A 25,021-nucleotide genomic window follows, 5' to 3' on the forward strand; every position below is an offset into this window, starting at 1 on the left:
CGCCCAGCGCTGAAAGCTTTCCTGTGACAGTTACCCGCGCGACCGCCGCCCGAAAGAGCCCTCGAGCGGGCAAATAGCGTCACAGCAGGCGCTCTTGTCCCCCTTCACGCTCTAGTCCCCCTTTTACCTCAGGGAGTACGGCCGCCGGGTCCCTCAGGGAGTACGGCCGCCGGCTCCCTCAAGGAGTACGGCCCAGCTGCCGCACCTGCTGTGACCGCCGGGCACGAGGGCCCGCCGCGTTGCAGGATGGCTGCATGCTGTTCGCCCGGCTCGTACGTGTGTCCAAGGAAGTCGCCGCCACCTCGGCGCGATCACGGAAGATCTCTCTGCTGGCCGAGCTGTTCCGGGCCGCGGAACCGGAGGACGTGCCGATCGTCATCCCCTATCTGGCGGGGCGCATCCCGCAGGGGCGGCTCGGCGTCGGCTGGAGCGTGCTGCGCGAGCCCGTCGCTCCCGCCGCCGAGCCGATGCTCACCGTGCGCGAGGTCGACGCGGCGCTGACGGGTCTGGGGGCGGTGTCCGGCGCGGGCTCGGCTGCCGAACGCAAGCGGCTCGTCGGACAGTTGCTGAGCGCGGCCACGGCGGACGAGCAGCGGTTCCTCTTCGGACTCCTCACCGGCGAGGTGCGCCAAGGGGCGCTGGACGCGCTCGCGGTCGAGGGGCTCGCCGAGGCGACCGATCTGCCCGCGTCGGACGTGCGGCGCGCGGTGATGCTGGCCGGATCGCTGCAGAGCGTCGCCGAGGCCCTGCTCACCCGCGGCCCGCAGGCGCTGGCGGATTTCCGGCTCACCGTCGGCCGGCCGGTCCTGCCGATGCTCGCGCACACCGCGTCGTCCGTAGGGGAAGCCGTCGACAAGCTCGGGCCGTGCGCGGTCGAGGAGAAGCTCGACGGTATCCGCGTACAGGTGCACCGCACCGGCGACGACATCCGCGTCTACACCCGCACACTCGACGACATCACTGATCGACTCCCCGAACTCACTTCTGTATCACGGGAGTTGAGGGGCGAGCGCTTCATCCTCGACGGCGAGGTGATCGCGCTGGACGCCGAGGGCCGGCCGCGGTCGTTCCAGGAGATCGCGGGACGCGTCGGCTCACGTGTCGACGTGGCGACCGCGGCGGCCGCTGTGCCTCTCTCCCCCGTCTTCTTCGACGCGCTGTCCGTCGACGACCGCGACCTGCTCGACCTGCCGTTCGCCGAGCGCCACACCGAACTGGCGCGGCTGGTACCCGAGCCGATGCGTGTACGGCGCACCGTCGTGGACGATCCCGCGGACGACGCGGCCCGCAGCGCCGCCGAGGAGTTCCTGACCGCGACGCTGCGCCGCGGCCACGAGGGCGTCGTGGTCAAGGGGCTCGCCGCGCCCTACAGCGCGGGACGGCGCGGTGCCTCCTGGCTGAAGGTGAAGCCCGTGCACACCCTGGATCTGGTGGTGCTGGCGGCCGAGTGGGGCCACGGCCGGCGTACCGGAAAGCTGTCCAACCTCCATCTGGGCGCGCGCCGCCCCGACGGCTCCTTCGCCATGCTCGGCAAGACCTTCAAGGGGATGACGGACAAGATGCTCGCCTGGCAGACCGAGCGCCTGCGGGAGCTCGCGGTCAGCGACGACGGGTACGCCGTCACGGTGCGGCCCGAACTCGTCGTGGAGATCGCGTACGACGGGCTGCAGAAGTCCACGCGGTATCCGGCGGGCGTCACGCTCCGGTTCGCGCGTGTGGTGCGGTACCGGGAGGACAAGTCGCCCGCGGATGCGGACACCGTGGAGACGGTGCTTGCCGCCCACGCCCGATAACCACCGCCGCTTCGGGTGGCGACGCGTCGCTGTCAGGTTCGCACCTCGGCACCCGGTACCGTCCTCGCACCGACCTCAGGTAAAGCGCCGAGGGACACCTCCACCGTCTGGCGGGTGGACCAGCCGGTCTTCAGGAATGTGGCGAGACCCGCGTACTGCAGCACAGTGCAGACGTACAGGTTCAACAGCGTGGAGAACGGCGCCATCGCGAAGATCATCAGCTGCTGCAGGCGGGTCTGGTCGGGGCGCCGGAGGGTGAAGTACCGCAGGGAGCGGACGTAGGACAGCAACGCCACATATCCGAGGAACGGCAGCGCGAGCCGGCCGGCCTCGGACAAGTGGACGATCAGCACCACGGGAAACGCGTAGGAGTTCAGGACGAACCCGGCGAACTGCCACAGCACCAGCCACCACCCGGGCTTGGACACCGGGCACGTCCGGATGAGCCAGCCGCCTCCCCAGAAGAACGACCGCCACCACCGGAGGCGTTGCCGGGTCAGATGGGACAGGTTGTCCGGCAGCAGCGTGTAGGCGACCGACCTCTCCTGAATCACCGTCCGCCCCTCCAGCAGGGAGTAGCCCGTCAGCATCCGGTCGTCTCCCGAGGAGACAGGCCGGCCACACACGGTCTGCGTGATGTAGGCATGCTGGTACTTCCGCACGACGTCGGCGCGGTAGAACGCCAGCCCCCCGCAGTTCACCACCACGGAGCCGAGGCGGGAGAGGGAGGAGCGGCCGTTGAGGAACGACATCACATACGACAGGTCGACCAGTCGTGTCAGCAGGTTCTGGGCCTGGTTGAGCCCCAGAAGCACTCCGGCCACGCTGGTGGTGTCTGCGCGGGAGAAGGGAGCGATGCCCTCGCGAATGGCGTGCGGGTCCAGGACGGTGTCGGAGTCCACCGTGCAGAAGATGTCCGCCTCCGGATCGGCGTCGAAGGCCACCGCCTGTGCCCGGCGCTTGCCCACCCGACCGGTGGCGTCGTACCGCACCTCCAGGCCCGCGGGCGCGGTCCGGACCCAGTCGTCGAACACGACCCGGCAGTCGCTGTCGGTGGAGCCGTTGTCGACGACGTGGAGGCGCTGCGGGAGCCGCGACTGACAGGCCACGCTCTCCAGGAGCGCGCGGAACGTCTTCGGGTCCTCGTTGAAGACCGGTACCACCACCGTGACGCGGCGGTCGTCCAGCTGCCGGGCCTGCCCGCCCGTGAGCCTGACGTCGCGATGCGTGTGCGCCGCGATCAGGGTGAAGGCCAGCCAGCAGAATGCGAGAGCGTCGATCGCTACCAGACGCGACGGCTCGTGCACGATCCTGGTGAGGTGATGGTGGGCGTACGCGGTCAGGGCCGCGGCGCTGACCAGTGAGACTGCCAGACAGCGCCGACGGCCGGTCTGAGCGACACAAACCAAACGATTCTTCATCGATGCGCGCGAAACGTTTCTTCAGCTGCTCCGCGGCAGGCGACTGGAGAGACGAACGCCGATGGCGCCGACAAGGACGACGCCGACGCCGATCACCATCTGCCACAGCGGTGTGAAGGTGACCCCGCCGATGACGAGAGCTGCAGGCCCAGTGCGGGCGAGTCCGGATCCGTACATGCGATTCCTTCAGGGTGTCCGTGCTACATGGGTCGCTGCGGGCGCCCGGACGGCTCGCCGTCGGGCCCGGCAACCGTCACAGGATGAGCAGGGCTGCCTCGGCCATCACAGGGACACGCCCGTTCCCCTGAGCGGACTATGGGATTTTCCTTCGGATGGATGTCTGGCCTCACTCTGCGATGCGGCTGCTTGCCCGCGGCTCGGCCTCACTCTGCGATGCGACTGCTTGCCCGCGGGTCGGCCTCACGCCGTGCGGACACCCACAGCTCGGCACACTGGTTCCATGGCCGTGAACCGCAGCGCAGGGCTCCTCCTGTACCGACGCGTGCCCGAGGGTGTCGAGGTCCTGCTGGGACACATGGGTGGCCCCTTCTGGGCGAGGCGCGAGGCCGGGGCGTGGACCGTGCCGAAAGGCGAGCACGACCCCGATGAGCCGGCCTGGGACGCGGCCCGGCGCGAGTTCACGGAGGAGCTCGGGCTGCCGCCGCCGGACGGCGAAGCCGTACCGCTGGGCGAGGTCCGGCAGAGGGGCGGCAAGACCGTGACGGTGTGGGCCGTCGAGGGCGACCTCGATCCGGCCGACGTGGTGCCGGGGACCTTCACGCTGGAGTGGCCCCGCGGATCGGGACGTATGACCACCTTCCCGGAGCTGGACCGGGTGGCCTGGCTCTCCCTCGACCGGGCCCGCGAGGCGGTCGTGTCCGCGCAGACGACGTTCCTGGACAGGCTGGCCGAGCACCTCGACGCGGTGCACGACTGAGGCCTCGCGGCACTGTGGGACCGCCCAATGGTGGGGCTTCCGGTGGGTAGGGCCTCCGGGCGCTCGGGCCTCGCAGAGCCGAGGGCTCCCGCCCACTCGAACGCTGCCGCACCGGGCCACCCGGTTGCTCGGACCCGCAGCGGGCGGGCCCCGCGGTGCTGGGTGCCTCCAGCTCTGGAGCCCCGCAGCGCCGATGCCTCGCTGCGTGCGACGCGCGGCGGGCTGGGCGTGCTGCTCCCTGGCGCGCGGCGTCGGGCCGCTGAGGGCCGAGGGCGCCGCCAAGGAGGCATGACGGCCGCGCCCACGGGTACGCGGCGTTTCCCGGCGCTCCCGCCGTCTTGCGGCGCTGTACGCGCCGGGCCAAGGTCGAAGCACCGAGCACAAGGAGGTGCCCGCCATGCCCATCGCGACGGTGAATCCGGCGGACGGCGAGACGCTCAAGACGTACGACGCCTTGAGCGCCGAGGAGACCGAGCGGCGGATCGCGAAGGCCGCCGAGGCCTTCGACAGGTATCGCACCACCTCGTTCGCCGATCGGGCGCGACTGCTGCACCGCGCCGCGGACCTGCTCGAGGAGGACCAGCAGGACATCGCGCGCACCATGACGACCGAGATGGGCAAGCCGATCACGCAGGCGCGCGCGGAGGCCGCGAAGTGCGTGAAGGCGATGCGCTGGTACGCCGATCACGCGGAGGGCCTGCTCGCCGACGAGCATCCGGCGGGCATGGACGTGAAGGACTCCGGTGCCGTGCGCGCCCGCGTCCGCTACCGCCCGCTCGGCGTGATCCTCGCGGTGATGCCGTGGAACTTCCCGCTGTGGCAGGTGATCCGGTTCGCCGCGCCCGCGCTCATGGCGGGCAACGCGGGCCTCCTCAAGCACGCGTCGAACGTGCCGGGGACCGCCCTGTACCTGGAGGACCTCTTCCGCAGGGCGGGCTACCCCGAGGGCTGCTTCCAGACGCTGCTCATCGGATCCGGAGCCGTCGAGGGCATCCTGCGTGACCCTCGGGTGGCCGCGGCGACGCTCACCGGCAGCGAGCCGGCGGGCCGCTCCGTCGCCTCGATCGCCGGCGACGAGGTGAAGAAGACGGTGCTGGAGCTCGGCGGCAGCGATCCGTTCGTCGTCATGCCCTCGGCGGACATCGAGGAGGCCGCGAAGACGGCGGTGCGGGCGCGGGCGCAGAACACCGGGCAGTCCTGCATCGCCGCCAAGCGGTTCATCGTCCACGCGGATGTGTACGACGCGTTCGCAGGCCGCTTCGCCGCGGGAATGCGCGCCCTGAAGGTGGGCGATCCGCTGGACGAGTCCACCGAGGTGGGACCGCTCTCCAGCGAGCAGGGGCGCAAGGACCTCGAAGAGCTCGTCGACGACGCGGTGCGCCGCGGCGCGACGCTGCTGTGCGGCGGCCACCGCCCGGAAGGGCTCGCCGAGCGCGGCTGGTACTACTCGCCCACGGTGATCGCCGACATCACGCCCGGGATGCGCATCCACCGGGAGGAGACGTTCGGCCCTGTCGCCGCGCTCTACCGGGTCCCCGATCTGGAGGCGGCCGTGGAGCTCGCCAATGACACGCCGTTCGGGCTGAGTTCGAACCTCTGGACGCGCGACGACGCGGAAGTGGACCGCTTCGTACGGGACATCGAGGCAGGCGGTGTGTACGTGAACGGCATGACGGCCTCTCATCCGGCGTTCCCGTTCGGCGGAGTCAAGCGTTCGGGCTACGGGCGCGAGTTGTCCGGGCACGGCATCCGGGAGTTCTGCAACATCACCACGGTGTGGCAGGGCGCCTGAGCACCGCGTCCGACACGCGTGACACGGGGCCTTCGGCAGGCCGCCGCGGCCACGATCCCTCCGTCCGGCCAAGGCTCCGGTTACGATCCACAGAAGGTCGCCGAGGCGGGCCGGCCGTGTTCCCGGCAGCCGGACGACTGCCTGGTCCAGCCGTACGCCCTATCTGTGGGAGCCCCAGTGGGTCGTGAAGTGACACTGCCTCTGATCGTCGACAGGCAGGGCGGACTGCATGTGTCCGCCGCCGACGTGAGCAAACTGCTGCGCACGGTGGGCGGTCAGTGGCTGCGCATGGTGCATGCCGGCCACGAGACGCTCGACGAGGACACGGTGGCGGCGCTCACGATCGAACTGGCCAAGCTCGCCGACCGCATCGACGTGGCGTGCATCGCACACAGCAGTTCGGCCCCCGAGGCCCCGGGCGCCCGGCGCCCGCACCCCTGAGGACTCCCGCACCCCCGAGGACTCCCGCACCCCTCTGGCAGTGGCACTGCGTGCCTGCACCCGTACAAACGCGTCTGACCTGCGAAAACATGACCGTCGAAGTCGGCCCGTGGCCAACCGACCGTGCCCTGCGCGTCCCCGATCTGGAGTAATCCCGCGCGAGATCCACGCCCGTCCGGGCCATCGTGGGATGAGCCGCCCTCAGCCGGGTGGCCCAATCCTCAGCCGGGGGGCGAGAGAAGGCGCAGGCTCATGGCGACTTTGTGCAGGCCCGCTGTGTCCGTTCCGGAACATGTCATCACCATGGAGGAGACGCTTGATCTGGCACGATCCCGCCACGCGGACCACCCTCAGCTTCCGCTGGCACTCAGGCTCATCGAGAACACCGGTGTGCGTACCCGCCACCTGGTGCAGCCGATCGAGGAGACGCTGAAGCATCCCGGGTTCGAGGAGCGCAACAAGCTCTACCAGACCGAGGCGAAGGCGCGGGTGCCCGCGGTCGTACGGCAGGCGCTGGACGACGCCGAGTTGAAGCCCGTGGACATCGACGTGATCATCTATGTGTCCTGCACCGGCTTCATGATGCCGTCGCTGACGGCGTGGATGATCAACACCATGGGGTTTTCCAGCGACACCCGGCAGATACCCATAGCCCAGCTGGGCTGCGCCGCCGGCGGCGCGGCCATCAACCGGGCGCACGACTTCTGCACGGCGTATCCCGAGGCGAACGCCCTCATCGTCGCCTGCGAGTTCTGCTCGCTGTGCTACCAGCCGACCGACCTCGGCGTCGGCTCACTGCTGTCGAACGGACTCTTCGGCGACGGCCTGGCCGCTGCCGTGGTGCGCGGCCGCGGCGGCACCGGGGTCCGGCTCGAGCGCAACGGCTCGTACCTCATCCCTGAGACGGAGGAGTGGATCGCCTACGACGTGCGCGCCACCGGCTTCCACTTCCTGCTGGACAAGCGGGTGCCCACCACCATGGAGCCGCTCGCCCCCGCCCTCAAGGCGCTCGCGACAGCGCACGACTGGGACGCCTCCGACCTGGACTTCTACATCATCCACGCGGGCGGTCCGAGGATCCTCGACGACCTGTGCAAGTTCCTGCAGGTCCCGCCGGAGGCCTTCCGGTTCAGCCGCGCGACGCTCACGGAGTACGGGAACATCGCCAGCGCGGTCGTCCTGGACGCCCTGCGCAGGCTGTTCGACGACGGCGGCGCGGACCACAGCGCCCGCGGACTGCTCGCCGGCTTCGGTCCGGGTATCACGGCCGAGATGTCGCTCGGCCGCTGGTCCGTGGGCGACCGTGAACCGGCGTTGGAAGCGGCTGCCGTACGCATGACGTAGGACGACTGCCGCTCGACGCGGGATACGACAAGTGCCCTGGCGCCGCGGCGCTCTGATCCGCGGCCGGGAAGCCCTGCCGGTCGCCTGGTGAGGCATCGCTCCCAAGGAGTCCCATGTCAACGCTCACCCAGCCCGAAGGACACATCCCGGCCGAGGACGGGGACGGGTCCCATCCGTCCGACGACATGCCGACGCCGCGTGCCGAAGGCCTGCTGGTGCCGCCAGGGCACGGCCGCACGGTGCACACCCCCGCCCACCATGTGACGTTCAAGGTGACAGGGGCGCACTCCCGCATGGCCTCCAGCTTCGAAGTGGTGGTGCCTCCGGGTTTCGACGTCGGCGCGCATGTCCACACGCGCAGCGAGGAGCTCTTCTATGTGCTGGAAGGCGAGCTGGACGTGCTCGCCTTCGAGCCGCTCGTACGGACTCCCGACAACTGGCAGCGCTGGCAGTCCGCTTCGGGCAACCGGGTGGTGCGGGCCACGCCGGGCACGGTGATCGTCGTCCCGCCCGGCTGCCCGCACGCCTTCGCCAATCCCACCGACGCCCCGGCGAAGATGTTCTTCCAGGCATCTCCGCCGCCTGACCACGAGCGGTACTTCGAGGAGCTGCTCGAGATCTTCGCCTCCGGCGGACCACCGGACCGCGCCGCGATCACCGAGCTGCGCGCCCGCTACGACATCGAGCAGCTCACACCGCTGCGACACAGCCCTTGAAGCCACAGCGCAAGGCAGCGGCCCAACGGGCTACGCCGAGTTCAGTGACGCGGCGCGGTCGCCGACCTGTCGGATCGGCCTATCGGATAGGCATGCCCGACAGCGTCCGCGCGATCACCAGACGCTGGATCTCGCTCGTGCCCTCGAAGATCGTGTAGATCGCCGCGTCGCGGTGCATGCGCTCGACCGGGTACTCGCGGGTGAAGCCGTTGCCGCCGAGGATCTGGACGGCCTGAGCGGTGACCTTCTTGGCCGTCTCGCTGGCGAACAGCTTCGACATCGAGCCCTCGGCCGCCGTGAACGGCTTGCCGTTCACCGCCATCCAGGACGCCCGCCACACCAGCAGCCGGGCGGCGTCGATCTGCGTACGCATGTCGGCGAGCTGGAAGGCGACGCCCTGGTTGTCGATGATCGGCCGGCCGAACTGCTCACGCGTCTTGGCGTACTCCAGCGCCTCCTCGTACGCGGCGCGGGCCGTGCCGACCGCCATGGCGCCGACGGCCGGGCGGGACGCCTCGAAGGTGGCCATGGCGGCGTTCTTCACGCGCTCGCCACCGCTCTTCGCTCGCTCACGCGCGCGTGCCAGGCGCTCGTCCAGCTTCTCCTTGCCGCCGAGGAGGCAGGAGCCGGGGACGCGGACGTCCTCGAGGACGACCTCGGCGGTGTGCGAGGCGCGGATGCCGTGCTTCTTGAACTTCTGGCCCTGGGACAGGCCGGGCGTGTTCGGCGGGATGATGAAGGACGCGTGGCCCTTGGACCCGAGCTCGGGGTCGACGACCGCGACCACGACATGGACGTTGGCGATGCCGCCGTTGGTCGCCCAGGTCTTGGTGCCGTTGATGACCCACTCGTCCTTGGCCTCGTCGTAGACGGCACGGGTGCGCATCGAGGCGACGTCGGAGCCGGCGTCCGGCTCGGACGAACAGAAGGCGGCGACCTTCACATCGTCGGCGTCGCCGTACATCTGCGGTATCCAGGTGCCTATCTGCTCCTCGGTGCCGTTGGCGAGGACGCCGACGGCGGCCAGACCGGTACCGACGATGGACAGGGCGATACCGGCATCGCCCCAGAAGAGTTCCTCCATGGCCATCGGGATACCGAGGCCCGTGGGGTCGAAATACTGCTGGGCGTAGAAGTCGAGGGAGTAGATGCCGACCTTGGCGGCCTCCTGGATGACCGGCCACGGGGTCTCTTCACGCTCGTCCCATTCGGCGGCCGCGGGGCGGATCACATCGGCTGCGAAACCGTGCAGCCAGTCCCGGACCTCCTTCTGTTCGTCGTTGAGCTCCATGGTGAACTCGGCCATGACCCCTCCAGCAGCGTTCTCAGCATGTGTTACTTACGGTAACTCGAGTCTGTTACCCGCCGGTAGGGGATGTCAACTCCCGGCAGCCCGTTCGATGCGGGCAGCACTTCGAGTGTTACTTTGCGCGTGCGCGACCGATCACACGGGCGGGGAGAGGCGATATGGAGACCACACAGCGGACCGAACAGCAGCGCTCTGCCGACCGGCGGCGGCGCGAGCTGCTGGAGGCGGCCGACCGCGTGGTGCTCCGCGACGGTCCCGGCGCCTCGATGAACGCCATCGCGGCGGAGGCGGGCATCACCAAGCCGATCCTCTACCGGCACTTCGGCGACAAGGGCGGCCTGTACGCGGCGCTCGCCAAGCGCCACACCGACGCGCTTCTGGACTCTTTGCGCGCCGCGCTGGACGCCCCCGCGGAGCGCCGGGAGCGCGTGGAGGCGACGCTCGACACCTATCTCGCGGCGATCGAGGCGCGCCCCCAGGTGTACCGCTTCCTGATGCACCCCGCCGAGGGCGGCACATCGGGCGAGGGCTTCGACGTGGGCCGCCACTCCGCTCCCCTGCTGCGCCGGCTCGGCGAGGAGCTGGCCACGGTCATCGCCGAACGGGTCGACATCGGCCCCGAAAGCCAGCAGCTGGCGCGCGTCTGGGGCCACGGGATCGTCGGCATGATGCACGCCGCGGGCGACTGGTGGCTCGGCGAACGCCCCTGCACCCGCGCCGAGCTGGTACGCAGCCTGGCGGACCTCCTCTGGGGCCGCCTGGCCGCGGTCGCGGACCGCGTGGGCGGCCCGGGTTTCTGAGCTGCACGAACCGTTGTGGGGCAGGCGTTCCGCAGGGCTGGGGGCACCTCCTGGGGGCACCTCCCGGACGGAGTCCGGGGGAGGTAGCCGGGGGGAGGTTGGGCACAACCCACGACGGCCTGAGCCGTGCGACGTACCTACCGCCCCCAGGGCGCCCGCGCCGCAGCCCGCAGCACGCGCCGCCGACGCCACCCCGTGACGCGATCGGTGTAGACACGCCCGTCAAGGTGATCGCACTCGTGTTGCAGGCAACGGGCGAAGAACCCGGTGCCATGCACCCGCACCGGCTCCCCGCGCATCGTGAAGCCCTCGACCACGGCGTGATCAAAGCGCGGCGTCCCCGCTTCGAGCCCCGGCAGCGACAGACACCCCTCGGGCCCGCGTACGACGACGCCGTCCGCCTCGACCAGGCGCGGGTTCACCACATGCCCCAGATGACGCTGGTCCTCGTCGTCCGGGCAGTCGTACACGAAGACCCGCAGCGCCTCGCCGACCTGGTTCGCGGCAAGGCCGACGCCCCGGGCAGCGTACATTGTCGCGTACATGTCCTCGATCAGCGTCTCCAGCGCGGGGCCGAAGTCGGCGACCTCCTGGCTCGACGCGTGCAGCACGGGGTCGCCGAGCAGGGTGAGGGGCCGTACGCGTCCGGTGGCGCCCGGGATCTTGCCGTGTCGCATGGCCGCAAGGGTACGTTCCGTGCACGGCGTGAACGCCGCGGGGAGACCGAACGGACCGCCGGTCCTGATCGGGTACGTTCCGTGCACGGCGTGAACGGCTGTGCGGGGATGCACTCCGTGAACGGCGGTTCGGAGGTGCCGCCGTTCGGGGCGGAGAGCCGAGGTCGATAGGCTGAGGCCCACACTCTGCCCGGGGCAACGCGCGGCGCAGTACGCAAGGAGGATCCAGAACGATGGCAGGCAACTCGGACCCGCTGTCACCGCGGGCCAAGCTGGCCGTGACGGCGGGCAAGGCTGTCGCGGCGGCATCGCGCGCCGCGGGGCGCGGCAGCGGTTCGGTGATCGGCGGCCGAGTGGCGCTCAAACTGGACCCCGACCTGCTCGGGGAGCTCGCCCAGCACCTGGATGTGGTCCTGGTGTCGGGCACCAACGGCAAGACGACCACCACCCGGCTCATCGCGGAGTCCCTGCGCGCCGCCGGTCCCGTGGTGTCGAACGCCCTGGGCGCGAACATGCCTGCCGGCATCACCTCGGCCCTCGCCGAGGGAGCGGAGTCCCGCTTCGGTGTCATCGAGGTCGACGAGAAGTACCTCGCCGCGGTCGCCCGCGACGTCGAGCCCAAGGCCATCGCACTGCTGAACCTCTCGCGCGACCAGCTGGACCGCGCCGCCGAGACCCGCATGCTCGCCGAGCACTGGCGCGAGAGCCTGGCCGGTACGAAGGCCGTGGTCATCGCCAACGCCGACGACCCGCTGGTCGTGTGGGCCGCGTCCTCCTCGCCCAACGTGGTGTGGGTGGCCGCCGGGCAGATGTGGAAGGACGACGCCTGGTCCTGCCCGGCCTGCGGCGGCGTGATGCAGCGCCCCGGCGACGACTGGTTCTGCGGCCAGTGCGGTTTCCGCCGTCCCACGCCGAGCTGGGCCCTGTCGGGTGACCACGTCCTGGACCCGCACGGTTCCGCGTGGCCCATCCACCTCCAGCTGCCGGGCCGCGCCAACAAGGCGAACGCCACCACGTCGGCCGCGGTCGGCGCGGTCTTCGGCGTGCCGCCGCAGGTCGCGCTGGAGCGCATGTACCAGGTGCAGGCGGTGGCCGGCCGGTACGACGTCGTGCAGTTCATGGGCCGCGAGCTCAGGCTCCTGCTGGCGAAGAACCCGGCAGGCTGGCTCGAGACGTTCTCGCTGATCGAGCAGCCCCCGACCCCGGTGATCCTGGCCGTCAACGCCCGCGCCGCCGACGGCACCGACACGTCCTGGCTGTGGGACGTCGACTACACCCGTCTCACCGGGCACCCGCTCTTCGTCGTCGGCGACCGCAGGCTCGACCTCGCCGTACGCCTCGAGGTGGCCGGCCAGACCTTCCAGGTCTGCGAGTCCCTCGACGAGGCAGTGCAGTTGGCACCGGCCGGGCGGATCGAGACGATCGCCAACTACACCGCCTTCCAGGACCTGCGCCGCCGCGTCGGCAACTGACCCCGCGTAAGGACGAATTAGCATGAGCGACAACAGCCTGCGTCTCGTGTGGGTCTACCCGGACCTGCTCAGCACCTACGGCGACCAGGGCAACGCGCTGGTCGTGGAGCGCCGGGCCCGGCAGCGCGGCCTGGACGTGACCCGCATCGACGTACGCAGCGACCAGCCGATCCCCACCTCCGGCGACATCTACCTCATCGGCGGCGGCGAGGACCGGCCGCAGCGGCTCGCGGCCGAGCGGCTGCGCCGTGACGGCGGTCTGCACCGCGCGGTGGGCAACGGCGCGATCGTCTTCTCGGTGTGCGCCGGCTACCAGATCCTCGGCCACGAGTTCATCAACGACCTCGGGGAGCGCGAGCCCGGTCTCGGCCTGCTCGACGTCGTGTCGACCCGTGGCGAGGGCGCGCGCTGCGTCGGTGACGTACTGGCGGACATCGACGCGCGGCTCGGTCTGCCGCAGCTGACCGGGTTCGAGAACCACCAGGGCATCACCCATCTCGGCCCGAACGCACGGCCGTTGGCGCAGGTCCGGCTCGGCAACGGCAACGGCACGGGCGACGGCTCTGAGGGCGCGTACAACGACACGGTCTTCGGCACGTACATGCACGGCCCGGTGCTCGCCCGCAACCCACAGATCGCCGACCTGCTGCTGAAGCTCGCGCTGGATGTGAACGCACTGCCGCCGACCGACGACCGGTGGTACGAGGCGCTTCGCGCCGAGCGCATCGCCGCCGCGCAGCAGCCCGCCTGACCGGCCCGGCACAGCGGCGGCACAGTAGGCCACACGAGTGAGCGGACAGCCCGACTGACGGGCTGTCCGCTCACTTGTGCAGGGGCGTCCAGCAGTCGGACGCACGGTTCGGCCGCACCCCCTCCCGCCGGTAGGGTGGCGGGGACACAGCCGGACAGTGTGGTCCGGTCCTCGGCCCACGTAGTAAAGGTATTTCGGGCAAATGCGAATTGGTGTCCTCACCTCCGGCGGCGACTGCCCCGGTCTGAACGCCGTCATCAGGTCCGTCGTGCACCGTGCCGTCGTCGACCACGGCGACGAGGTCATCGGCTTCCGCGACGGCTGGAAGGGCCTGCTCGAGTGCGACTACCTCAAGCTGGACCTGGACGCGGTCAGCGGCATCCTCGCGCGCGGCGGCACGATCCTCGGCTCGTCCCGCGTGCGCCCCGAGCATCTGCGCGACGGCGTGGAGCGGGCGAAGGGCCATGTCGCGGAGCTGGGTCTTGACGCGATCATCCCGATCGGCGGCGAGGGCACGCTGAAGGCCGCCCGCCTCCTGTCGGACAACGGCCTGCCCATCGTCGGCGTGCCGAAGACCATCGACAACGACATCGCGGCCACGGACGTCACCTTCGGCTTCGACACCGCCGTGGGAGTCGCCACCGAGGCGCTCGACCGGCTCAAGACCACCGCCGAGTCCCACCAGCGCGTCCTGATCGTCGAGGTCATGGGCCGGCACACCGGCTGGATCGCCCTGAACTCGGGCATGGCCGCCGGCGCGCACGCCATCGTCGTACCGGAGCGCCCCTTCGACATCGAGGAGCTGGCGCAGAAGGTCGGCGAGCGGTTCTCCGCGGGCAAGCGGTTCGCGATCGTCGTCGCCGCCGAGGGTGCCAAGCCGCGCCCGGGCAGCATGGAGTTCGACGAGGGCGGCAAGGACGTCTACGGCCACGAGCGGTTCGCGGGCATCGCCCGGCAGCTCTCCATCGAGCTCGAGGAGCGCCTCGGCAAGGAGGCCCGCCCGGTGATTCTCGGCCACGTCCAGCGCGGCGGCACCCCCACCGCGTACGACCGCGTGCTGGCCACCCGTTTCGGCTGGCACGCGGTGGAGGCGGTGCACCGCGGCGAGTTCGGCATGATGACGGCGCTGCGCGGGACCGACATCACGATGGTGTCCCTCGCCGAGGCGGTCGAGACGCTGAAGACCGTGCCGGCGCACCGGTACGACGAGGCGGAGTGCGTGCTGTAGCACACCCGGGTCGTGTCCAGACGGCGACCCCCGTACATCCCGGGAACTGCCCCCGGCCGCGGAGACGGCCGGGGGCAGTTCTACTCTGGTGCGGACAGACAGCGCAAAACCCTCCCCCGGTTCCTGACGGGCAAGGGGAGGCCCCCCACGAATCAGGAGCCGTTGGATGGATCACAGCGGGCACGGCACGACGATGGATCTGCCGCCGTTCACGCTGGGCCGAGGCCTCGAGTGGTCCGCGGACCCGTTCTTCCTCATCGGCTGCCTCGTGGCGCTCGCCCTGTACGGCTGGGGTGTGGCGCGGCTGCTCCGGCGCGGTGACGGCTGGCCGGTGGGCCGGACCGTGGCGTTCACCGTCGGTGTGCTGAGCGTGCTGCTCATGACGTGCACCAAGCTCAACGACTACGGCATGGTCATGTTCAGCGTGCACATGGTCCAGCACATGGTGATCAGCATGCTGGCGCCGATCATCCTGCTGCTCGGTGCGCCGATCACGCTGGCGCTGCGGGCGCTGCCGGTCGCGGGACGCGGCCGCAAGGGACCGCGCGAGCTGCTGCTGATGCTGCTGCACAGCTGGTACATGCGGATCATCACGCACCCGGCGTTCACGATCCCGCTGTTCATCGCGAGCCTGTACGCGCTGTACTTCACGCCCGTCTTCGACTTCCTGATGGGCTCCAAGCCGGGGCACATCGCGATGATGGTCCACTTCCTCATGGTCGGCCTGGTGTTCTTCTGGCCGATCATGGGTGTCGACCCCGGGCCGCACCGTCCCGGCTACGTGATGCGCATGCTGGAGCTGTTCGCGGGCATGCCGTTCCACGCGTTCTTCGGTATCGCCCTGATGATGGCGTCCACCCCGATGATCGGCACGTACGCGAACCCGCCCGCCTCGCTGGGGATCGACGCGCTCAGCGACCAGACAGCGGCGGGCGGCATCGCATGGGCGTTCAGCGAGATCCCGTCCGTGCTTGTGCTGATCGCGCTGCTGTTCCAGTGGCAGCGCTCCGAGGCACGGCAGGCACGCCGCAAGGACCGGGCTGCGGACCGTGACGGTGACAAGGAGCTCGAGGAGTACAACGCCTATCTGGCGTCCCTCAGCGCGCGCGGCCGCTGACGGCCGGGACCTTCTGCTTGCGGCACGTGTGCCGTAATGGGCCCTCCGCGCCGGGACGACGGCACTATGGAGACGCAAGAACCGTTGACCGGCCGACTCTGGCGGACAGCGCCCGGCCGGGCGAGGATGGCCCAAGGCCCCGGCCCGCGTCGGGGCCCGCCACGAGGAGGGTGTTGCGATGCCCGGTTCCACGAAGGTCATGGGGGTGCTCACCGTCGGAGGTCTGGTCGTCGTGACTGCCTACACGGTGGCTTTGGGAAGCAGCGGCTGGCTGTGGTTCGGCTGGGTCGTGATCGGTCTGATCACCTTGGCGATGGTGGTGTCGCGCAGCACCTGACGGAGACCTGGTGCTGCGCGACTGTACGGGCCGCGGGCCTGGGAAGCACGGCCCGCCGGCCTGGGAAGTACGGGCTGCGGGCCTCAGAAGCGGAAGACGTACCCGGTGGCGGCCTCCATCGCGCACGTGTTGGCGAACGTCTTCTTCCAGGTCAGGATGCGGCCCTGGTAGAGGCCGGTGGCCGACACGGTGACGGGCGAGTACCGGTGGGTGCAGATGCGCCTCTCGACGGGCAGCGCGCCGAGATCGCCGTGCGCGGCGTCGAGGGCGGCACAGGCCTCGGCCGCGTGCGGATGGTGACCGCTCATCACTCTGGGGGCGCAGCGCAGCAGCACTCCGCGGATCCAGGTGTCCTGGTCCCCGGAGACGGTCAGGAACAGGCGGCTCTGCGCTTTGGGCGGTGTGCCGGGGGTGGGCACGGGGGCGGCCGTGGCAGGAGCGGCCGATGCGAGCGCGATCAGGGCCGTGGCGGCGATGGCGAGGGGGCGCATGAGGACCTCCTGGGGCGGTGAGGGCACGTGGCCGTCACAGGTTTCTGCTTGTGCAGGAGGCCAAGAGCACCGCCCGCCGCCGCCGAGGCCAAGGGAACACGCCGGGCGTGTCGCCCAGGAGGGGTCCTCATCGACGCCGAACGGCTCTCCGGCGGTGTCCGGGGCAGGCTTCCGTGAGGTTCCTGTGCATCCGTCAGCCGGGGCACTTCGCACGGCCGCGGCACCGTACACGTCGGCGAACATATTCGCTCAACCGGTCTGCATCTTTCCGATCAAAGACGCGTCGCACCGCCCTACACTGGCTCGCGAGACGACCACTCCCCAGATGCCGGTGGACCTGGCGCTTCGTGGTCCCTGGAGCCGACCCCGCCGAGCGAGGAGCCGCGCCGTGTTCTATTACGTTCTCAAGTACGTGCTTCTGGGGCCTCTGCTGCGGCTGCTGTTCCGGCCGCGGATCGAGGGGCTCGAGCATGTGCCGGAGTCCGGCGCGGCGATCATCGCGGGAAACCATCTGTCGTTCTCGGATCACTTTCTGATGCCCGCGATCCTCAGACGGCGCATCACCTTCCTCGCGAAGGCCGAGTACTTCACGGGGCCCGGTATCAAGGGGCGGCTGACCGCGGCGTTCTTCCGCAGTGCCGGGCAGATCCCCGTGGACCGCTCCGGCAAGGAGGCCGGCCAGGCCGCGATCCGGGAGGGGCTCGGGGTACTGAGCAAGGGCGAACTGCTCGGCATCTACCCGGAGGGCACCCGCTCGCACGACGGGCGGCTGTACAAGGGCAAGGTCGGGGTCGCCGCGATGGCGCTGAAGGCGCGTGTGCCGGTGATCCCGTGCGCGATGATCGGCACGTTCGAGGCCCAGCCGCCCGGTCAGGTGGTCCCGAGCCTCAGGCCCGTGACGATCCGCTTCGGCGAGCCCCTGGAGTTCTCCCGCTACAGCGGCATGGAGGACGAGAAGGCGGTGCTGCGTGCCGTGACGGACGAGATCATGTACGCGATCCTCGGCCTGTCCGGTCAGGAGTACGTCGACAAGTACGCAGCCGTGGTCAAGGCCGAGGAGGCCGAGAAGGCGAAGCAGGCCGCGGACGGTCGCGAGGGGCAGAAGGGTCCGGAGGGCAGGAAGTTCCCGCGCATGCCGCTCAGCTGACGCGGGCGGTGCGCGGGGGACGAGCGGCGACCCGCCTCTCCTCAGCCGAGCGCCCGCACCGCTTCGTCGAGTACGCGGCGCAGATGGCGGGCGTCGGGGGCGACGGCCGTGACCAGGACGGCGGGTCCGGCAAGCGGAGTAAGGGCGGCGAATTCGCCGAGCAGTGCCGCATGAGGCATCTCGTGTACGAACTCGGGCCGTACGACGATGAGTTGTCCGACGGCGCGATGCCCGCCGAGCACGGCCGGACCGTCCCAGCCGCCGGGCGCACCGGGGCCGCACGCCAGCTCCTGGTCGAGCAGCGGCCGCCCGGCGCGACGCACCGTCAGCCGACTGGTGAGCCGGCCGGGGGCCTCTCCGGCACGGCCGAGCACCTGCTCCTCGCGCAGCACGAGGCGCGCGCCCGCGGCCAGCTCGGCGCGCGTTCTGACCTGCAGTTCGCTGTCGCACGCGGAGATCAGCTGCTCGGGCAGCCAGTGCAGTTCGGCGTCATTGGCAACGGTGAGCCTGACGTCGTAACGCGCCGGGCCCTTGGCCTGCCCGGGCAGGGCGATGGTTGCGGCGGCCGAACCGACGTGCAGCCGCGCGCCCTCGTGTGCGCTCGCCTCGACGGTGAAGTGGTCCCCACCGAGCGGACCGCTCATCGCACCGACGAGCATGACGCGCGCCTCGGACCCTGCGGCACGGGTGCGGCGCAGGGCGAGCGGGCCCTCGCCGTCGAGTACGGGCAGGGCGGTGCCGCCCCGGCCGTCCGCGGTGGCGGCGATCCGGGCGGTGGCCCGGACGCCGGCCGAGGTCATCATGCCGCCGTCCAGGCGGCGAGCTGCGCGCGCACCCAGTCGGCGACGGCCGCGACGCCCTTGTCGTCCCTCAAGGACTGGAAGACGACGGGCAGTTCGGCCCGCTGCGCCTTGGCGTCGGCTGCCATCCGGGCCAGGTCGGAGCCGACGTACGGCGCGAGGTCGGTCTTGTTGACGACGAGCAGGTCGGCCGTGGTGACCCCCGGCCCGCCCTTGCGCGGGATGTCGTCGCCGCCCGCCACGTCGATGACGAAGATCTGCGCGTCGACGAGCCCCTTGGAGAACGTGGCCGTCAGATTGTCCCCGCCGGACTCGACGAGGATGAGATCCAGCGGGCCGACCTCGTCCTCGAGATCCTCGACGGCCTCGAGGTTGGCGGAGATGTCGTCACGGATCGCGGTGTGCGGGCAGGCCCCGGTCTCCACGGCGGTGATCCGCTCGGGCGGCAGCACGGCCTCCCGCAGCAGGAACTCGGCGTCCTCGCGCGTGTAGATGTCGTTGGTGACGACGGCGAGCGACAGCTCGTCGCGCAGGGCATGGCACAGCGCGGCGACGGTGGCGGTCTTCCCGGATCCGACGGGCCCGCCAAGGCCGATGCGGATCGCGCGGCGCGAGCCGTCGGGCCGGTGCGCGTCGGCGCTGAGGGCGGAGGGTCCGTCGTGGGTGTGGTCGAGGTGCATGGGGCGGCTCCAAATCTCAGCCCGTCCGGCGTTTGAGGACGAGCCCGTCAGGGCGACAGGGGGGTCTGGGGGCGAAGCCCCCAGCGGGGTCCAGGGGCAGCGCCCCTGCCACGCGGCGGCAGCCGCATATCGGATGCAGCGGGAAGGGGCGGGGTGGGGGAAGAAAACCAGCAACCCACCCCCTACGAAGCAAAGAGCCGCACAGCCCAAGCGGCATGCGCCTCCGCACTGATCTCCAGCAACGGCGCAGACCCCGCAGGCAACGCATCAACCCCGTCCTCGACCGCCCGCCGCGCCGCATCGACCGCATCCCGGGCGACAAGGTCCATCGCGGGCGCGAGCCGAGCCAGAACCCCCGTCGCATCAAAGGGATCAAGACTCAGCAACCGCACCGTCGCGGTGGCCGCCCCACTGACACTCTCGTACAGAGAGCAGTACGCGGCATCGTCCGCCCCCAGCCCGGCAGCCCGAGCGGCCACCCCCAGCACAACAGGCTGATGGGTGCCCTTGGGAAACAACCGCGCCACCGTGTCCAACTCGGGATGCGGCCACGTCGCCCGCGCGGCCCGCATCATCTGCCGCCCCAGCCGCCGGGCAGCGGTACGGAGTGCGGCCGAAGGCGTACGGGCATCCGCGGCCTCGTCCAGCTCCACCGGATCGAGACCGAGCGCGGCGGCCGCGGCAAGAGAGGCGGACACGAGCCCGGAGGTGTGCAGCCGCCCGCGGCAGAACTCCTCCAGGCTCGCGGCGCCGGTGATGCGCCCGGCCTTGACGGCCGCCTCGGCCCCGCCGGAGTGGGCGTGCCCACCAGCGGGGAAGCGGCCGTCGGCCAGGACAAGAAGTGCAGCTCTGGACATGATCCGGCTCAGAACAGGAAGTAGCGCTGAGCCATGGGCAGTTCAGCGGCCGGGGTGGCCTCGACGAGCTCTCCGTCGATGTGGACGGCGAAGCTGTCGGGGTCGACCTGGACGCGCGGCATGGCGTCGTTCTCGCGCATGTCCGCCTTGGTCACGCCCCGGGTGCTCTCGATGGCCACGAACTTCTTGCCGAGAGCGAGCCGCTCGGGCAACCCGTCCTCGATCGCACAGGGCGCCACGAAGTTCAGCGAGTTGGAGGCCGGAGCGCGCCCGATCGCGCCGTACATCGGACGCGGCAGGATCGGCTGCGGAGTCGGGATCGACGCGTTCGCGTCGCCCATCTGCGCATACGCGATCTGGCCGCCCTTGACGACGAGATGCGGCTTGACCCCGAAGAACGCCGGCTCCCACAGGACCAGGTCGGCGAGCTTGCCGGTCTCGACGGAGCCGACCTCGCGGGCCAGGCCCTGCGCGACCGCCGGGTTGATCGTGTACTTGGCGACATAGCGACGAACCCGGTGGTTGTCCGCGCGTCCGTCCCCCGGCAGTGCACCGCGCCGCCGCTTCATCACATGCGCGGTCTGCCACGTACGCATGATCACCTCGCCGACACGCCCCATCGCCTGGGAGTCGGACGAGATGATCGAGATCGCGCCCAGGTCGTGGAGGATGTCCTCGGCCCCGATGGTGGAGGGCCGGATCCGGGACTCGGCGAAGGCCAGGTCCTCCGGCACGGCCGCGTTGAGGTGGTGGCACACCATCAGCATGTCGAGGTGTTCCTCGGCGGTGTTGACGGTGTAGGGCCGGGTCGGGTTGGTGGAGCTCGGCAGCACGTACGGCTCGGAGACGACCGTCATGATGTCGGGTGCGTGCCCGCCGCCCGCGCCCTCGGTGTGGTACGCGTGAATGGTCCGCCCCGCGATCGCGGCGAGCGTGTCACCCACGAAACCGGCCTCGTTGAGGGTGTCGGTGTGGATGGCGATCTGGGCGCCGGTCTGGTCGGCGACGGTCAGCGCGGCGTCGATGACGGCAGGGGTGGATCCCCAGTCCTCGTGGAGCTTCAGCCCGAGAGCGCCCCCGCGCAGCTGCGACAGCATCGCCTCGTGCGAGACGGTGTTGCCCTTGCCGAGCAAACCGAAGTTGAGCGGGTACGCCTCCATCGCCTCCAGCATCCGGGCGAGGTGCCAGGGGCCGGGCGTGACGGTGGTCGCCTTGGAGCCCTCGGCGGGTCCCGTACCGCCGCCGACGAGCGTGGTGATGCCGGAGGCGAGCGCCTCGTCGGCGATCTGCGGGCAGATCAGATGGACGTGGGCGTCGATGGCGCCCGCGGTCACGATGCGGCCGTTGCCCGCGATGATCTCGGTCTCCGGGCCGATGACCAGGTCGGGGTGCACCCCGTCCATCGTGTCCGGGTTGCCCGCCTTGCCGATGCCGGTGATACGGCCGTCGCGGATGCCGATGTCCGCCTTGACGATGCCCCAGTGGTCGACGATCACGGCGCCGGTGATGACGGTGTCGGGCGTGCCCTCCGCGCGGGTCGCGCGGGACTGGCCCATCGACTCGCGGATGACCTTGCCGCCGCCGAACACGGCCTCGTCACCGGCGAGCCCGGGCCCGCCGGAACGATCCTCTTCGATCTCGATCAGCAGATCGGTGTCGGCGAGCCGAATACGGTCGCCGGCAGTAGGCCCGAAGAGATCGGCGTACGCGGCACGAGAGATCTCAGGCATCGAGGGCACCTCCGGTCTCGCCGCGCAGCCCCGGCACCACGCGGGCGCCGGTGAGCGGGACGAGTTCGACGTCGACGGGGATTCCGGGCTCGAAGCGCACGGCGGTGCCGGCGGCGATGTTGAGCCGCTTGCCGCGCGCGGCCGCGCGGTCGAACTCCAGACCGGGGTTGGCCTCGGCGAAGTGGTAGTGGGAGCCGACCTGCACGGGCCGGTCGGCGGCGTTGAGGACGGTGAGCTGCGTGACCTCGCGGCCCTCGTTGACGACGACGGGCTCGTCCGCGAAGAGGATCTCTCCAGGAATCATCCGGGCCCCCTCAGACGATCGGGTCGTGGACGGTGACGAGCTTGGTGCCGTCCGGGAAGGTGGCCTCGACCTGTACGTCGTGGATCATCTCGGGGATGCCCTCCATGACGTCGTCGCGGGTGAGCAGCTTGCGTCCGGAGGACATCAGTTCCGCGACCGTTCGGCCGTCGCGCGCCCCTTCGAGGATGTGCGAGGTGATGAGGGCGACCGCCTCGGGATGGTTCAGCTTGAGCCCGCGGGCGCGGCGCTTCTCGGCCACGTCGGCGGCCACATGGATGAGCAGTCGCTCCTGCTCGTGCGGCGTCAGTTGCACGCGTCCCACCTCACAGTCTCGAGCCGGACCGTGCGGGGTCCGGCTGCCGCGGTCACCACGACGGGGCTGGATGTCGTACACGGCCCAGACACGCGATCCTGCGCACCTCCGACCGTGAAACCCCTGGTGACATGGTGGTGCAGGCTAGTTCGACGGAGTTTCAGGGACGTTAACCGGCTTCCGGGTCCTTCATGCCCATCGATCGCACCCCGTCGGGAGCGGGCGTACCGCAGGGAGCAGGCGGACTTCAACGAGGCTGCTGCCCCATACTCATCAGCCCCCGCAGCCCGTTCTGAAGCACCTCGACCGGCACCGCCCCGAACAGTGCCTGCTGAGCGCAGAACCCCTGCGCCACTCCGATCATGGTCCGGGCGACATGCTCGGGCGGGATGTCCGTGCGCATCATCCCGGCCGTCTGGTAGGCCTCGACGACCTTGCACCATGCAGCACGCACGGTGTCGTAGCCCTCCCTGAGCTGGGCCGACAACTCGTCGTTGCGCAGGGTCTCCGTCCAGACCTGCACCAGCAGCCGGGGAAAACCCGACTCGTCCTCGTACGACAGTCCCTTCCGCCTGCCCAGGACCTCCTTCATGACATGTCCCACGAGCTCGTCGGGCGGTGGTGGCGGGCTCTGCACGGCGGCCGCTTCGAAGGCGCCACGGAGTTCGCCCAGCACCTCGGTGACGATGGCCCGGATCAGGTCCTCCTTGCCGGTGAAGTACCGATAGACGGCGCCGGCCGAGAGGTCGACCTCCTTGAGGACGTCCTGCATCGACGTGGCGTGGAAGCCGTTGCGGGCGAAGCATCGCGCCGCGCCGTCGAGGATCTGACGTCGGCGAGCGTCGAGGTGTTCCTGAGATACGCGAGCCATGTCCCCCAATCTAAAACGAACATTCCTTCTTGACAATCAACCGGCACGGAAGGACAGTTGGGCCAGGAAATAAAACGAACGATCATTCTCTTTGGTCGCCGATGCGTTCGCGCGGGACCTCCCGACAGGCCGAATCAGCCGAACCAATGGAGGAGCACGATGTCCACGTCATCCGCAACGGCGGCGCCGACTCCGATGCAGCGGCCATCCGAGGCCGCTTCCACCGCCCGGCGCCGTATCGCCGCCGTCGTCGTTCTGATCCCGGTCGTGGTGGCCCTCGCACTGTGGGCCTTCGCCTGGCCGGCCGCCCGCACCGCACCACGTGACCTGCCCCTCGGCGTCGCCGGTCCCGCGGCCGCCACGGCCCCGCTGCAGCGCCAACTCGAGCAGCGGGACGGCGCCTTCGAGATCCACCGTTACGCGGACGAGGCGGCGGCCCGCGGTGCCATCGAGGACCGGACCGTATACGGAGCGGTCGTCGCCACGGAGCAGGGACCGAAACTGCTCACTGCCTCGGCCGCGAGCCCGGTGGTCGCCCAGCTCCTCCAGCAGGCGGTGGCCGAGCAGGCCCCGTCGGGAGTCGCCGTCGAGACCGTCGACGTCGTTCCGGCCCCGGCGACGGACCCGCGCGGCGCGGCGCTGGGCGCGAGCGTGCTGCCGATGGCGCTGGCCGGCGTGGCCGCCGGGGGCGCGGTCACCGTGCTCGGTCTGCGCGGCATACGCGCCGTCGCCGCACTGGTCGCATCCGCCGTACTGGTCGGCGTCGCCGCGGTCTCCATCGCGGACAGCTGGCTGGGCGTGCTCTCCGGCGACTGGTGGACGGAGGTCGGGGCGCTGGGGCTGTCGACCCTGGCAGTGAGCGCCGCAGTCGCCGGTCTCGCCTCGCTGCTGGGACCGGCGGGCATGGGGGTCGGCGCCTTCGTGGTCGTGCTGCTCGGCAATCCGTTCTCGGGCGCGAGTTCGGCCCCTCAGATGCTGCCCGAGCCGGTAGGCATGATCGGCCAGTGGCTGCCGCCGGGCGCCGGGGCATCTCTGCTGCGGTCGGTCTCCTTCTTCGACGGCGCCGCCGCGACGGGCCCCGCCCTCGTGCTTACCGGGTGGGCCGTACTCGGGCTCGGCACCGTCCTCCTCGGGGCCGCACTGAAGCGCCGCCCGACGGTCACCGAGCCCCCGGCCGAGCGGGAACGGGCCCTCGCGCACTGACCACACGGGGATCAACAGGTCCCGACTCCGCGCGGATGCCGAACACCCACGCAGAAAAACCACCGTGCGCCCCCGCAGTATCTGCCGGGGCGCACGGTCTTTTACGTGGTCGTCGGGGCAGCTTCCATGGCGCGTCCAGGCGCGTCCAGGCGCGTCCGCCTGAACGACCCCCGCGCTACGTCGGTTTGGGCCCCCGGTGCTCGGCGGCGATGCCGAACCGCTGGCGTTCGCCCGGAGCGGACGGCATGGAGCGGACGGTGGAGACCGAGCTGATCACCTGCTCCTCTCCTGCACCCTCCGTCTCCTCGAGACGTTGCAGGTCAGCGGCCGAGACAAGGGCGACGAGGGGCTTCCCGTGGCGGGTGACGACCACGCGCTCGCCGCCGTACACGACGCGGTTGATCAGGTCGGCTAGCTCGGCCCGGGCTTGCGTCACCGGAATCTCATAGGCCATGGTTCCATCATAACGTCATGTACGTCCTGTACATTT

At 70.5% G+C, this 25,021-nt stretch carries 27 protein-coding genes; 14 read left to right on the plus strand and 13 right to left on the minus strand.

Features of this window, described 5'->3' with window-relative positions; translation table 11 throughout:
• Nucleotides 1-254 precede the first annotated feature (254 nt).
• On the plus strand, nt 255-1,793 hold the full coding sequence (locus tag ACSMXV_RS07640) for an ATP-dependent DNA ligase (RefSeq protein WP_473176952.1): 1,539 nt from the start codon (nt 255-257) through the stop codon (nt 1,791-1,793).
• A 32-nt stretch (nt 1,794-1,825) separates the two neighbouring features.
• Here the strand turns inward: ACSMXV_RS07640 and ACSMXV_RS07645 are convergent, their stop codons facing one another.
• Nucleotides 1,826-3,202, minus strand: coding sequence for a glycosyltransferase (locus ACSMXV_RS07645; protein WP_473176953.1), 1,377 nt, complete (start codon nt 3,200-3,202; stop codon nt 1,826-1,828).
• A 33-nt stretch (nt 3,203-3,235) separates the two neighbouring features.
• Nucleotides 3,236-3,391 (minus strand): hypothetical protein, encoded by a 156-nt coding sequence (locus ACSMXV_RS07650; protein ID WP_473176954.1) that lies wholly within the window; start codon nt 3,389-3,391, stop codon nt 3,236-3,238.
• Between the two features lie 283 nt (nt 3,392-3,674).
• Here ACSMXV_RS07650 and ACSMXV_RS07655 point away from each other — a divergent pair, with 283 nt between their 5' ends.
• The 5 genes from ACSMXV_RS07655 (at nt 3,675) to ACSMXV_RS07675 (ending at nt 8,444) form a co-directional block, all read left to right on the plus strand.
• A complete protein-coding gene (locus ACSMXV_RS07655; RefSeq protein ID WP_473176955.1) occupies nt 3,675-4,151 on the plus strand; it encodes an NUDIX hydrolase in 477 nt (158 codons plus the stop codon).
• A gap of 397 nt (nt 4,152-4,548) precedes the next feature.
• Complete coding sequence (locus ACSMXV_RS07660) at nt 4,549-5,943, plus strand: NADP-dependent succinic semialdehyde dehydrogenase (RefSeq protein ID WP_473176956.1); 1,395 nt, start codon at nt 4,549-4,551, stop codon at nt 5,941-5,943.
• A 177-nt stretch (nt 5,944-6,120) separates the two neighbouring features.
• The gene (locus tag ACSMXV_RS07665; RefSeq protein WP_473176957.1) at nt 6,121-6,384 is read left to right on the plus strand and encodes a DUF6213 family protein; all 264 of its coding nucleotides are present in this window, start codon (nt 6,121-6,123) and stop codon (nt 6,382-6,384) included.
• Nucleotides 6,385-6,636: 252 nt separating this feature from the next.
• Nucleotides 6,637-7,728 (plus strand): type III polyketide synthase, encoded by a 1,092-nt coding sequence (locus tag ACSMXV_RS07670; protein WP_473176958.1) that lies wholly within the window; start codon nt 6,637-6,639, stop codon nt 7,726-7,728.
• A gap of 185 nt (nt 7,729-7,913) precedes the next feature.
• Nucleotides 7,914-8,444, plus strand: a complete 531-nt coding sequence (locus ACSMXV_RS07675) for a cupin domain-containing protein (protein ID WP_473178853.1) — start codon at nt 7,914-7,916, stop codon at nt 8,442-8,444.
• A 79-nt stretch (nt 8,445-8,523) separates the two neighbouring features.
• Here the strand turns inward: ACSMXV_RS07675 and ACSMXV_RS07680 are convergent, their stop codons facing one another.
• Nucleotides 8,524-9,750 (minus strand): acyl-CoA dehydrogenase family protein, encoded by a 1,227-nt coding sequence (locus tag ACSMXV_RS07680; protein ID WP_473176959.1) that lies wholly within the window; start codon nt 9,748-9,750, stop codon nt 8,524-8,526.
• Nucleotides 9,751-9,911: 161 nt separating this feature from the next.
• On the opposite strand from ACSMXV_RS07680, the gene ACSMXV_RS07685 reads away from it, so the two are divergent.
• On the plus strand, nt 9,912-10,553 hold the full coding sequence (locus tag ACSMXV_RS07685) for a TetR/AcrR family transcriptional regulator (protein WP_473176960.1): 642 nt from the start codon (nt 9,912-9,914) through the stop codon (nt 10,551-10,553).
• A gap of 137 nt (nt 10,554-10,690) precedes the next feature.
• Here ACSMXV_RS07685 and def read toward each other — a convergent pair whose 3' ends face one another.
• A complete protein-coding gene (gene def / locus ACSMXV_RS07690) occupies nt 10,691-11,230 on the minus strand; it encodes a peptide deformylase (protein ID WP_473176961.1) in 540 nt (179 codons plus the stop codon).
• 233 nt (nt 11,231-11,463) lie between these two features.
• Here def and ACSMXV_RS07695 point away from each other — a divergent pair, with 233 nt between their 5' ends.
• From ACSMXV_RS07695 to ACSMXV_RS07715, 5 genes are all read left to right on the plus strand, one after another.
• Complete coding sequence (locus ACSMXV_RS07695) at nt 11,464-12,702, plus strand: MurT ligase domain-containing protein (RefSeq protein ID WP_473176962.1); 1,239 nt, start codon at nt 11,464-11,466, stop codon at nt 12,700-12,702.
• A gap of 22 nt (nt 12,703-12,724) precedes the next feature.
• Nucleotides 12,725-13,453, plus strand: a complete 729-nt coding sequence (locus ACSMXV_RS07700) for a type 1 glutamine amidotransferase (RefSeq protein ID WP_473176963.1) — start codon at nt 12,725-12,727, stop codon at nt 13,451-13,453.
• A gap of 202 nt (nt 13,454-13,655) precedes the next feature.
• The gene (locus ACSMXV_RS07705) at nt 13,656-14,681 is read left to right on the plus strand and encodes a 6-phosphofructokinase (protein ID WP_181657909.1); all 1,026 of its coding nucleotides are present in this window, start codon (nt 13,656-13,658) and stop codon (nt 14,679-14,681) included.
• A 166-nt stretch (nt 14,682-14,847) separates the two neighbouring features.
• Nucleotides 14,848-15,798, plus strand: coding sequence for a cytochrome c oxidase assembly protein (locus tag ACSMXV_RS07710; protein ID WP_473176964.1), 951 nt, complete (start codon nt 14,848-14,850; stop codon nt 15,796-15,798).
• A gap of 178 nt (nt 15,799-15,976) precedes the next feature.
• Nucleotides 15,977-16,135 (plus strand): hypothetical protein, encoded by a 159-nt coding sequence (locus tag ACSMXV_RS07715; RefSeq protein ID WP_181657907.1) that lies wholly within the window; start codon nt 15,977-15,979, stop codon nt 16,133-16,135.
• Nucleotides 16,136-16,218: 83 nt separating this feature from the next.
• On the opposite strand, the gene ACSMXV_RS07720 is transcribed toward ACSMXV_RS07715, so the two are convergent.
• Nucleotides 16,219-16,626, minus strand: a complete 408-nt coding sequence (locus tag ACSMXV_RS07720) for an SSI family serine proteinase inhibitor (RefSeq protein WP_473176965.1) — start codon at nt 16,624-16,626, stop codon at nt 16,219-16,221.
• Between the two features lie 388 nt (nt 16,627-17,014).
• Here ACSMXV_RS07720 and ACSMXV_RS07725 point away from each other — a divergent pair, with 388 nt between their 5' ends.
• Nucleotides 17,015-17,773 carry a lysophospholipid acyltransferase family protein gene (locus ACSMXV_RS07725; protein WP_473176966.1) on the plus strand — a complete coding sequence of 253 codons (759 nt, stop codon included), beginning with the start codon at nt 17,015-17,017 and terminating at the stop codon, nt 17,771-17,773.
• A 41-nt stretch (nt 17,774-17,814) separates the two neighbouring features.
• Here the strand turns inward: ACSMXV_RS07725 and ACSMXV_RS07730 are convergent, their stop codons facing one another.
• The 7 genes from ACSMXV_RS07730 to ACSMXV_RS07760 form a co-directional block, all read right to left on the minus strand.
• Nucleotides 17,815-18,573: an urease accessory protein UreD gene (locus ACSMXV_RS07730; RefSeq protein WP_473178854.1), complete on the minus strand. Its 759-nt coding sequence runs from the start codon at nt 18,571-18,573 to the stop codon at nt 17,815-17,817.
• On the minus strand, nt 18,573-19,253 hold the full coding sequence (gene ureG, locus ACSMXV_RS07735; RefSeq protein WP_473176967.1) for an urease accessory protein UreG: 681 nt from the start codon (nt 19,251-19,253) through the stop codon (nt 18,573-18,575). Before ureG ends, ACSMXV_RS07730 begins: the two co-directional genes overlap by 1 nt.
• A 182-nt stretch (nt 19,254-19,435) precedes the next feature.
• Entirely contained in the window at nt 19,436-20,110 is a 675-nt protein-coding gene (locus tag ACSMXV_RS07740; RefSeq protein ID WP_473176968.1) for an urease accessory protein UreF, read from the minus strand.
• A gap of 8 nt (nt 20,111-20,118) precedes the next feature.
• Nucleotides 20,119-21,840 (minus strand): urease subunit alpha, encoded by a 1,722-nt coding sequence (locus ACSMXV_RS07745; protein ID WP_473176969.1) that lies wholly within the window; start codon nt 21,838-21,840, stop codon nt 20,119-20,121.
• Complete coding sequence (locus ACSMXV_RS07750) at nt 21,833-22,144, minus strand: urease subunit beta (protein WP_181657901.1); 312 nt, start codon at nt 22,142-22,144, stop codon at nt 21,833-21,835. Before ACSMXV_RS07750 ends, ACSMXV_RS07745 begins: the two co-directional genes overlap by 8 nt.
• Nucleotides 22,145-22,154: 10 nt before the next feature.
• The gene (locus tag ACSMXV_RS07755; protein ID WP_010988499.1) at nt 22,155-22,457 is read right to left on the minus strand and encodes an urease subunit gamma; all 303 of its coding nucleotides are present in this window, start codon (nt 22,455-22,457) and stop codon (nt 22,155-22,157) included.
• A gap of 247 nt (nt 22,458-22,704) precedes the next feature.
• On the minus strand, nt 22,705-23,328 hold the full coding sequence (locus ACSMXV_RS07760; RefSeq protein ID WP_473176970.1) for a TetR/AcrR family transcriptional regulator: 624 nt from the start codon (nt 23,326-23,328) through the stop codon (nt 22,705-22,707).
• Between the two features lie 195 nt (nt 23,329-23,523).
• Between ACSMXV_RS07760 and ACSMXV_RS07765 the strand changes: the two genes are divergently transcribed.
• On the plus strand, nt 23,524-24,531 hold the full coding sequence (locus tag ACSMXV_RS07765) for an ABC transporter permease (protein ID WP_473178855.1): 1,008 nt from the start codon (nt 23,524-23,526) through the stop codon (nt 24,529-24,531).
• 175 nt (nt 24,532-24,706) lie between these two features.
• Here the strand turns inward: ACSMXV_RS07765 and ACSMXV_RS07770 are convergent, their stop codons facing one another.
• A complete protein-coding gene (locus tag ACSMXV_RS07770) occupies nt 24,707-24,985 on the minus strand; it encodes a type II toxin-antitoxin system Phd/YefM family antitoxin (RefSeq protein WP_181657899.1) in 279 nt (92 codons plus the stop codon).
• Between the last annotated feature and the right edge of the window lie 36 nt (nt 24,986-25,021).

The sequence above is a fragment of the Streptomyces sp. DSM 42067 genome (assembly GCF_055792885.1).

Bases quoted from the DNA above. Each gene is read 5' to 3' on its own strand.
- ACSMXV_RS07640 (WP_473176952.1), top strand. From the start codon at position 255: ATGCTGTTCGCCCGGCTCGTACGTGTGTCCAAGGAAGTCGCCGCCACC.
- ACSMXV_RS07650 (WP_473176954.1), bottom strand. From the start codon at position 3,391: ATGTACGGATCCGGACTCGCCCGCACTGGGCCTGCAGCTCTCGTCATC.
- ACSMXV_RS07655 (WP_473176955.1), top strand. From the start codon at position 3,675: ATGGCCGTGAACCGCAGCGCAGGGCTCCTCCTGTACCGACGCGTGCCC.
- ACSMXV_RS07660 (WP_473176956.1), top strand. From the start codon at position 4,549: ATGCCCATCGCGACGGTGAATCCGGCGGACGGCGAGACGCTCAAGACG.
- ACSMXV_RS07670 (WP_473176958.1), top strand. From the start codon at position 6,637: ATGGCGACTTTGTGCAGGCCCGCTGTGTCCGTTCCGGAACATGTCATC.
- ACSMXV_RS07675 (WP_473178853.1), top strand. From the start codon at position 7,914: ATGCCGACGCCGCGTGCCGAAGGCCTGCTGGTGCCGCCAGGGCACGGC.
- ACSMXV_RS07680 (WP_473176959.1), bottom strand. From the start codon at position 9,750: ATGGCCGAGTTCACCATGGAGCTCAACGACGAACAGAAGGAGGTCCGG.
- ACSMXV_RS07685 (WP_473176960.1), top strand. From the start codon at position 9,912: ATGGAGACCACACAGCGGACCGAACAGCAGCGCTCTGCCGACCGGCGG.
- def (WP_473176961.1), bottom strand. From the start codon at position 11,230: ATGCGACACGGCAAGATCCCGGGCGCCACCGGACGCGTACGGCCCCTC.
- ACSMXV_RS07695 (WP_473176962.1), top strand. From the start codon at position 11,464: ATGGCAGGCAACTCGGACCCGCTGTCACCGCGGGCCAAGCTGGCCGTG.
- ACSMXV_RS07700 (WP_473176963.1), top strand. From the start codon at position 12,725: ATGAGCGACAACAGCCTGCGTCTCGTGTGGGTCTACCCGGACCTGCTC.
- ACSMXV_RS07705 (WP_181657909.1), top strand. From the start codon at position 13,656: ATGCGAATTGGTGTCCTCACCTCCGGCGGCGACTGCCCCGGTCTGAAC.
- ACSMXV_RS07710 (WP_473176964.1), top strand. From the start codon at position 14,848: ATGGATCACAGCGGGCACGGCACGACGATGGATCTGCCGCCGTTCACG.
- ACSMXV_RS07715 (WP_181657907.1), top strand. From the start codon at position 15,977: ATGCCCGGTTCCACGAAGGTCATGGGGGTGCTCACCGTCGGAGGTCTG.
- ACSMXV_RS07720 (WP_473176965.1), bottom strand. From the start codon at position 16,626: ATGCGCCCCCTCGCCATCGCCGCCACGGCCCTGATCGCGCTCGCATCG.
- ACSMXV_RS07730 (WP_473178854.1), bottom strand. From the start codon at position 18,573: ATGACCTCGGCCGGCGTCCGGGCCACCGCCCGGATCGCCGCCACCGCG.
- ureG (WP_473176967.1), bottom strand. From the start codon at position 19,253: ATGCACCTCGACCACACCCACGACGGACCCTCCGCCCTCAGCGCCGAC.
- ACSMXV_RS07740 (WP_473176968.1), bottom strand. From the start codon at position 20,110: ATGTCCAGAGCTGCACTTCTTGTCCTGGCCGACGGCCGCTTCCCCGCT.
- ACSMXV_RS07745 (WP_473176969.1), bottom strand. From the start codon at position 21,840: ATGCCTGAGATCTCTCGTGCCGCGTACGCCGATCTCTTCGGGCCTACT.
- ACSMXV_RS07750 (WP_181657901.1), bottom strand. From the start codon at position 22,144: ATGATTCCTGGAGAGATCCTCTTCGCGGACGAGCCCGTCGTCGTCAAC.
- ACSMXV_RS07760 (WP_473176970.1), bottom strand. From the start codon at position 23,328: ATGGCTCGCGTATCTCAGGAACACCTCGACGCTCGCCGACGTCAGATC.
- ACSMXV_RS07765 (WP_473178855.1), top strand. From the start codon at position 23,524: ATGCAGCGGCCATCCGAGGCCGCTTCCACCGCCCGGCGCCGTATCGCC.
- ACSMXV_RS07770 (WP_181657899.1), bottom strand. From the start codon at position 24,985: ATGGCCTATGAGATTCCGGTGACGCAAGCCCGGGCCGAGCTAGCCGAC.